The sequence below is a fragment of the Mangrovactinospora gilvigrisea genome, from assembly GCF_001879105.1.
GTDB classification, from domain to species: domain Bacteria; phylum Actinomycetota; class Actinomycetes; order Streptomycetales; family Streptomycetaceae; genus Mangrovactinospora; species Mangrovactinospora gilvigrisea.
This window is the reverse complement of sequence record NZ_MLCF01000091.1, coordinates 21,996-28,516: the sequence shown is the minus strand read 5'-3', so window position 1 is coordinate 28,516 and position 6,521 is coordinate 21,996. Positions and strand designations below refer to the sequence as shown.

General features: G+C 75.3%; 5 protein-coding genes. 1 reads left to right on the top strand and 4 read right to left on the bottom strand.

Features of this window, described 5'->3' with window-relative positions; translation table 11 throughout:
* Nucleotides 1–73: 73 nt before the first annotated feature.
* The 4 genes from BIV57_RS16425 to BIV57_RS16410 all read right to left on the bottom strand — a co-directional run bounded on the left by BIV57_RS16425 (nt 74) and on the right by BIV57_RS16410 (nt 6,093).
* Entirely contained in the window at nt 74–1,030 is a 957-nt protein-coding gene (locus BIV57_RS16425; protein ID WP_071657573.1) for an FHA domain-containing protein, read from the bottom strand.
* Between the two features lie 40 nt (nt 1,031–1,070).
* Nucleotides 1,071–2,402, bottom strand: coding sequence for a vWA domain-containing protein (locus BIV57_RS16420; RefSeq protein ID WP_071657572.1), 1,332 nt, complete (start codon nt 2,400–2,402; stop codon nt 1,071–1,073).
* The gene (locus tag BIV57_RS26645) at nt 2,390–3,820 is read right to left on the bottom strand and encodes a PP2C family protein-serine/threonine phosphatase (RefSeq protein WP_071657571.1); all 1,431 of its coding nucleotides are present in this window, start codon (nt 3,818–3,820) and stop codon (nt 2,390–2,392) included. Before BIV57_RS26645 ends, BIV57_RS16420 begins: the two co-directional genes overlap by 13 nt.
* 71 nt (nt 3,821–3,891) lie before the next feature.
* On the bottom strand, nt 3,892–6,093 hold the full coding sequence (locus BIV57_RS16410; protein ID WP_419185723.1) for a serine/threonine-protein kinase: 2,202 nt from the start codon (nt 6,091–6,093) through the stop codon (nt 3,892–3,894).
* On the opposite strand from BIV57_RS16410, the gene BIV57_RS26800 reads away from it, so the two are divergent.
* Entirely contained in the window at nt 6,056–6,466 is a 411-nt protein-coding gene (locus BIV57_RS26800) for a hypothetical protein (protein ID WP_419185722.1), read from the top strand. The two genes, BIV57_RS16410 and BIV57_RS26800, sit on opposite strands and share 38 nt — an antisense overlap.
* Nucleotides 6,467–6,521 lie beyond the last annotated feature (55 nt).

Sequence of the window (6,521 nt, the reverse complement as noted above, 5' to 3'; positions counted from 1 at the left end):
CCTCCGCCCCGGCACCCCGCCGGGGGGAGGTGTGGGGTGGGTCGGCTGCCGGCGGCGGTGGGGCGGCGGCCGGTCAGAGCTGGCGGAGGGTGATGGTGGTCCAGGCGCCGATGTGGATGCGGTCGCCGTTCTTGAGGACGATGGGCTGGTCGGCGACGATCGGGTCCGGGGAGCCGTTCAGGGTGGTGCCGTTGACGGCGCCCGTGTCGGTGACCGTCCAGGAGCCGTCCGGCTGCTCCTCCAGCAGGGCGTGGCGGTGCGAGACGCCCGGGTCCTCGGGGCTGGTGGCGAGGTCGATCTCCGGGATCGCCCCGGTCCGCGCGCTGCGGCGGCCGATCCGCATCCGCGGCCCGCGCAGCGGGATGCGGCGCTCCGGGCAGTAGGGCGGGAAGAACAGGCCCTGCGCGTCCGGCCCGCTGCGGGCCATCATCTGCTGGAAGTAGTCCCGGTCGGCCGTCACGATGGCCATCCAGGTGCCGCTGGTCGGCGGCGTCGGCGGGGTGAGCTGCCAGTCGCCGTTGGCCGCCGCCGGACGGGACGAGACGGAGTGCGAGGTGCCCTCCGTGGGGAACGCCGTCGGGGCGGGCGCGGGACCGGTCGAGGGGCCGGAGACGGGCCCGCCGGAGACCGGCCCCGAGACCGGGGCGCCCGACACCGGGCCGGAGACCGGGCCCGAGTTCGGCATCGAGGGCGGCACCTCGGGCGTCGGGTACGGCGTCATCGGGGTCGGCGCGGGCGCCGGGGACGTCGGCGCCATGCCGCCCGTGATGGGCGGCGCCGGCTGCGGGCCGCCGGACATGACGGGGCCGCCGCTGGGCGGCAGCGCCTGGTTGTGGCCGCACTCCTCGCAGAACTGGGCACCGCCGGGCAGCGCCGCCCCGCAGTTGGTGCAGTGGGGAAGCGACGCCGCCGGCGCGGCCGACGGGGATCCGCCGGTCATCGCCGAGGCGGCGGCAGGGGCCATCTGCTTCCCGCAGAAGCTGCACCAGTCCTCGGTCGAAGAGTCGTGGCCGTCGGGACAGATCGGCATCGGTGGTCTTCCCCCTTGGGGCGGCGGCGGTGGTGGTCGCTTACTTCTTCTTCAGGCGGGCCGTGACGGTGGAGACCGTGTCGAGCTCCATCTCGTCGCGGTCGGAGACTTGCCCCTTCAACCGCACCGTACCCGTTGCGGGGTCCTCCACATCAACCACCCTGGCCAGCAGTCGCGCCGTGTCCTCATTGCCCGATTCATGGGCCAGGGCGACGGCCTTGCCCAGCTTGGCCGTTGCGGTGTCGAGGTCGCCGTTCTTGCGGGCGTCCAGTCCCTCGCGGATGTTGGCGGCCAGGTCGGCCTGGCCGGTGTAGTGGGCGACCTGGGGGTTGATCCGGGTGGAGAGGGCCGCGTCGCCGGTCCACACGGCCCGGATGTGACCCTCCGCCAGGTTCTGCACACCCCCGTCGGGCTGCGGCAGCACCAGCGTCACCCGTCCCGCGAGCATCTCCTGGCCCACGTTGGCCGGGTTGACCAGGACGCACACGTGGTAGTCGCGGGACTCGTCGCCCCACGACCCCGTCGGGTAGTCGCCCTGCCGCGGGCCGGCCTCGTTGCGGCGCTGCGTCAGGTCCTCGATGGTCGGCGAGACCTGCTTGACGAACTTGACGGTCGCGCTCGCCGGCGTCCACAGCCGCAGCGCGACGTCCGCGACGGCCTTGCCCATGGCGTTCTCCATCATGTCGCGGAAGTCCTCCGCGAGGCCCTCGGGTTCGGCGACCATGCCGAGCGAGCCGAGCAGCGCGGAGGAGATCCGGCGCAGCTCGTCGACCTTCCAGTCGGTGCCGACGCCGCGGCAGTCGCAGGTGAAGTGGCCCTGCACGCGGTCGAGGGTGGCCTGCAGGGCCGTCTCGCTCTCGTGCTCGTTGTTGCCGTCGGTGAGCAGGATGCCGTGCTTGATGGAGGCTGTGCTGCCGTCATGCCCCGTCAGCAGCCGGTCGGCGGCCGACAGCCAGGTGCCGATGGCGGTGCCGCCGCCGGGCGAGAGGCGTCCCAGCGAGGCCTTGGCGGCGGCGCGGGTGCTGCTGTCGGCGGTGGCCATCCGGCCCGCGCCCGGGTAGACCTCGCGGGCCTCGTGGGTGCCGGCGACGACCGCGAAGGCGACGCCGTCCCGGACGGTGTCGATGGCGACGGCGGTGGCCTCGCGGGCGGCGCTCATCTTGGTGGCCGGCCAGTCCATCGAGCCGGAGCAGTCGACCATGATGACGACGGCGGAGTCGGCCTCGGACGCCACCGGCAGGGAGGCGGTGCCGCCGCCGCTGGCGGTGACGGTCACCACGCCGTGCACCTCGCGGCCGCCCTCGGGCAGGTACTCGTTCTGGAACACCTCGACCGCGAACGCGGGGAGGTTGGACTTGCTCAGTCGTGCCACGGTCGCTGCTCCTGACGGGTGTTCGGATCGGGGACGGTGTCGGGAACGGGCTCGGCGCGGGGGACGGGACCGGGGACGGGTCCGCCCGGCGCCTGCAGCGGCCACGACTCCGGATCGGCGGCGGCGGGCGCGGGCGCCTGCGGATCCGCGGTGGCGTCCACGGCGTCCATGCCGCCCGGGTCGAGGCGACCGGCGCCCGCGTCCGCCGTCGCCGGGCCGGAGGCGTCCGCCGTCGCCAGGTCGGCGATGCCGCCCTCGGCCGGCAGCTCGCCGGGCACCCGGCGCGGGTCCGGGCTGGCCGCCAGCGGCACCACGGCCACGGTGATGTTGTCGTGCCCGCCGCCGTCCAGCGCGAAGTTGACGAGCCGGCGGGCGGCGGTGAGCGGGTTGAGCCGGGCGTGCGGCGGGACGACGGCGGCCAGTTCGGCGGCCGGGTCCGCGTAGTTCCACAGCCCGTCGGTGCAGACGATGAGCACGCCGTTGTGCTCGGCGCGGTAGATGCGGGTGTGCGGTTCCAGGTAGTCGTTGTCGGCGCCCAGCCAGCCGGTGATGGCGTGCGCGCGGTGGTCGGCGAACGCCTCGGCCTCGGTCATCAGCCCCTGGCGGATCATGCCGGCCGCCCAGGAGTCGTCCTCGGTGAGGCGCTGCGCCGGCAGTTCGCGGTCGTCGGGGACGAAGTAGATCCGGCTGTCGCCGACCCAGCCGAGCACCGCCACCCCGTCGAAGGCCGCGCCCGCGACGAAGGTGCAGGCGGGGGCGTTGCGGCTGCCCGGAGGGCGTTCGATGTCGCGGACCGCCTCGGCGGCCCGCAGCACCGCGTCGTACATGGCGCGTTCGGGGTTCTCGCCCTCGGCGAGGGCGTCGTGCAGGTGGTCGACGGCGGCCCGGGAGGCGGCCTCGGAGGCCTCGTCGGGGCGGGACGCGGAGGAGACGCCGTCGCAGACCACGGCGACCGTGACGGGGGTGCCGTCCGGCAGCTCGGTGCCGCCGAGGGCGAAGGAGTCCTCGTTGCGGTGGTGGCGGTGGCCGCGGTTGGAGACGGCGGCGGCGTGGCCGGTCTCGTTCTCCATGTGGTCGCGCGGGCGCGGCTGGGCCTGCCCGCAGACCCCGCAGTAGCCCTCCGGGACGATCTCCGAGGAGCCGCAGTGCACACAGGTCCGCGGCGACGCGGACTCGGCCGGGGTGGTCTCCAGGACGAGGGTGGGGGCGTGCGGCGGCGGCTCGGCCGGCGGCGGGGGGATCGGCGGGGCGGCGCCGGTCGGCGGCGCGGGTGCGGCGGCCGGCGCGGCGGCCGGTGCCGCCGGTGCCGCCGCGGCGGCGTCGGGCTGGGCCTGGTCGTACCCGCACTCGACGCAGAACCTCTCGTCGGGGAAGACCTGCGCCCCGCAGTGCGGGCAGCGGCCGTCGGGCTGCGTCATCACGGTCCCTCGCTCCTCGGGCGCCGACACGGCAGTGCGCCCCTCCGGCGCGTCGTCGGGGCTCGTCATGCTCATACCCAGGTCCGGGGGCGGACGCGGTTGGCCCGGCCCACCAGCTCGATGCGGTCGTCGGCGGAGTCGGCGAGATGGGCGAGGAGACGATACTGCTTCTCCAGGCCGAACCGCAGGCCCCGCTCGTCGGGGTGGTGGCCGATCAGCGGGCCCGCGAGGGGCTGCTGGGCGGCCGACGCGGGGCCGGCCCCGGGCGCGCCGAGCGTCCAGGACAAGGCGCCGCCGAGGATCTCCACGGCGAGCCCGGCCCGCCGTCCCGGGTCGATGTCCAGCCGGTCCAACTGCTCGGCGGCGGTGGACAGGTCGGGGGCGAGCGGCTCCACCGGCGCGCGGTTGCGCAGCCGGGCTCGGATCGCGGCGATGCGCGCCTGGGTGTAGTGGCTGGAGGTCTCCGGCACCGACTCCAGGGCGGCGACGGCGCCGCGCCGGTCGCCGGCCCGCAGCCGGGTGCGGGCGAGCCCGAACGCGGCCGAGACGTAGGAGTGGTCGGTCGTCCACACCAGCCGGTAGCACTCGGCGGCGTCCTGGATCTCGCCGAGCAGCTCGGCGCAGACCGCCAGGGCCAGCTTGGGGGCCGCCTCGCCGGGGAACGCGTCGTAGACGGCGTCGAAGGCGTCGGCGGCGCCCTCCAGGTCGTCGCCGACCAGCGAGGCCACCCCGCGGTACCAGACCACCCGCCAGTCGCCGCCGTGGTCGCGGTCGAGCGAGCGGATCAGCGCGGTGGCCGCCTCCAGCTCGCGCAGCTCGATCCGGGCGCGCAGCTCGCGGAGCCGCTTCTCCACCGAGTCGTCCGGGGCGGCCGCGAGCGCGGTGATCAGCTCGCGGGGGCCGGTGGCCGAAAGGGCGGCGAGGAAGCCCGCGTTGGGGTCGCTGGGGTCGACGTGCGGGACGGGCAGCGCGAACGCCGAGGTCCACGGGTTGAGCCGGATCACGGCGGGCGGCGAGCCCAGGCCCCCGCCGCCGGGCATGCTCGGCACGGTGCCGGACGGCGGCGCCCCCGCCACCGCGACGGCTCCGCCGCCCGGCGCGGGCGCGCCGGCGGTCAGCGCCGGGGCGCCGACGCGGGCCCGCCGGCCGCCGCCGCGGCGGGCGGCGGGCGGCTCGGCGACCCCGTCGGGGTCGACGACGTCGGTGTCAACCGCGGTGAACTCCGGCGCGAAGAGCGAGGAGAGCGCGGGCCGCGGCTTGCCGTCGCCGAGCGCCAGCACCTCCCGCAGCACGCCGGTGAGCTGGTCGGCCATCTCCTCGGCCGAGCCGAAGCGCTTCGCCGGGTCGGGGTTGGTGGCGCGCACCAGCAGCCGGTAGTACGACTCGTACCGGCGCAGCACCTCCACCTCGTCCGGGGTGGGCAGCGAGTTCTCGTACTCGCTGGTGTAGGCGAAGTTGAAGGTGAGCACCGCGAGCGTGCGGGCCACCGTGTACAGGTCGGAGGAGATCGACGGGCCGTCCAGCGGCACCTCGGGGGCCTGGTAGCCCTTGGTGCCGAAGATGTCGCCGTCGTGGTCGAAGCGGCAGACCGCGCCCAGGTCGATGATCCGGATGTGGTCGTCCTGCTGGATCACGTTGTCGATCTTGAAGTCGCAGTAGAGCAGCCCGCGCTGGTGCAGGTAGCCCATCGCCGGGAGGATCTCCAGGGCGTAGGCGATCGCCTGCTCCACCGGCAGCGCCACCCGGCGCCCCTGCTCGTCGCGGCGCTCGTTGGCGATGTCCTTCAGCGACTTGCCGCCCACGTAGTCCATGACGATGTAGCCGTCCATGGAGCGGGAGGTCAGGTCCGGGTGCTCGACGAAGTTGATGATCCGGACGATGTTGGGGTGGTCGACCTCGGCGAGGAAGCGCCGCTCGTTGACCGCCGCCTGCAGCGCCGTCTCGTCGCCGGTGTTGAGCAGGCCCTTGAGGACCACCCACTTGTCGTTGACCCGGTGGTCGACCGCGAGGTAGATCCAGCCCAGGCCGCCGTGCGCGATGCACCCCACCACCTCGTACTGGCCGCCGACGATGTCGCCGCGGTGCAGCTTGGGGGAGAAGGAGTACTGGGTGCCGCAGGAGGTGCAGAAGCCCTCGGTGCGGCCGGAGCGGTCGCCGCGCGAACGCCCCACCTTGTCGCCGCACTTGGAGCAGTACCGCTTGTGCTCCGGCACCTGCGGGTCGTCCAGCACCGTGGTGAGCGGGTCGGGCCGCGGGATCGGCTCGATCGTCACCAGGCCCGCGCCCAGCCGGGTGCGGGTCGAGCTGGACGCCGCCGAGACGCTGGACTGCACCTCCAGCGCGCCCGAGCGCTTCGAGAGCCGCTCGGCGAGCCGGCCCGACACCCGCGAGCCGGAGGCCGCGGACGTCCGTCCGGTGGAGGAGGAGCTGCGGCCTGAGCGGCTCGTCGAGGAGCGCCCCGAGGTGCGGCTCGACAGCCGGCCGCTCGCCGACGCGCGCGGCGTGCCCGTCCGGCCGCTGGGCGCCCCCGTCCGGCCGCTGGGCGTGCCGTTCAGCCCGCCGCCGGACGCCCGGCCCGAGGACGGAGGGGCCGCCGACGCGGGCGGGGCCGCCGGCTTGGCGGCCATCCCGCACTCGTCGCAGTAGCCGCTGGCGTCGATGTGCCCGGTGCAACCGGGCTGCGCGCACGCCGATGGCTCGG

What these genes read in the sequence shown, in the direction of transcription:
- BIV57_RS16425 (WP_071657573.1), bottom strand. Translation starts at nt 1,030, where the DNA reads ATGCCGATCTGTCCCGACGGCCACGACTCTTCGACCGAGGACTGGTGC.
- BIV57_RS26645 (WP_071657571.1), bottom strand. Translation starts at nt 3,820, where the DNA reads ATGACGCAGCCCGACGGCCGCTGCCCGCACTGCGGGGCGCAGGTCTTC.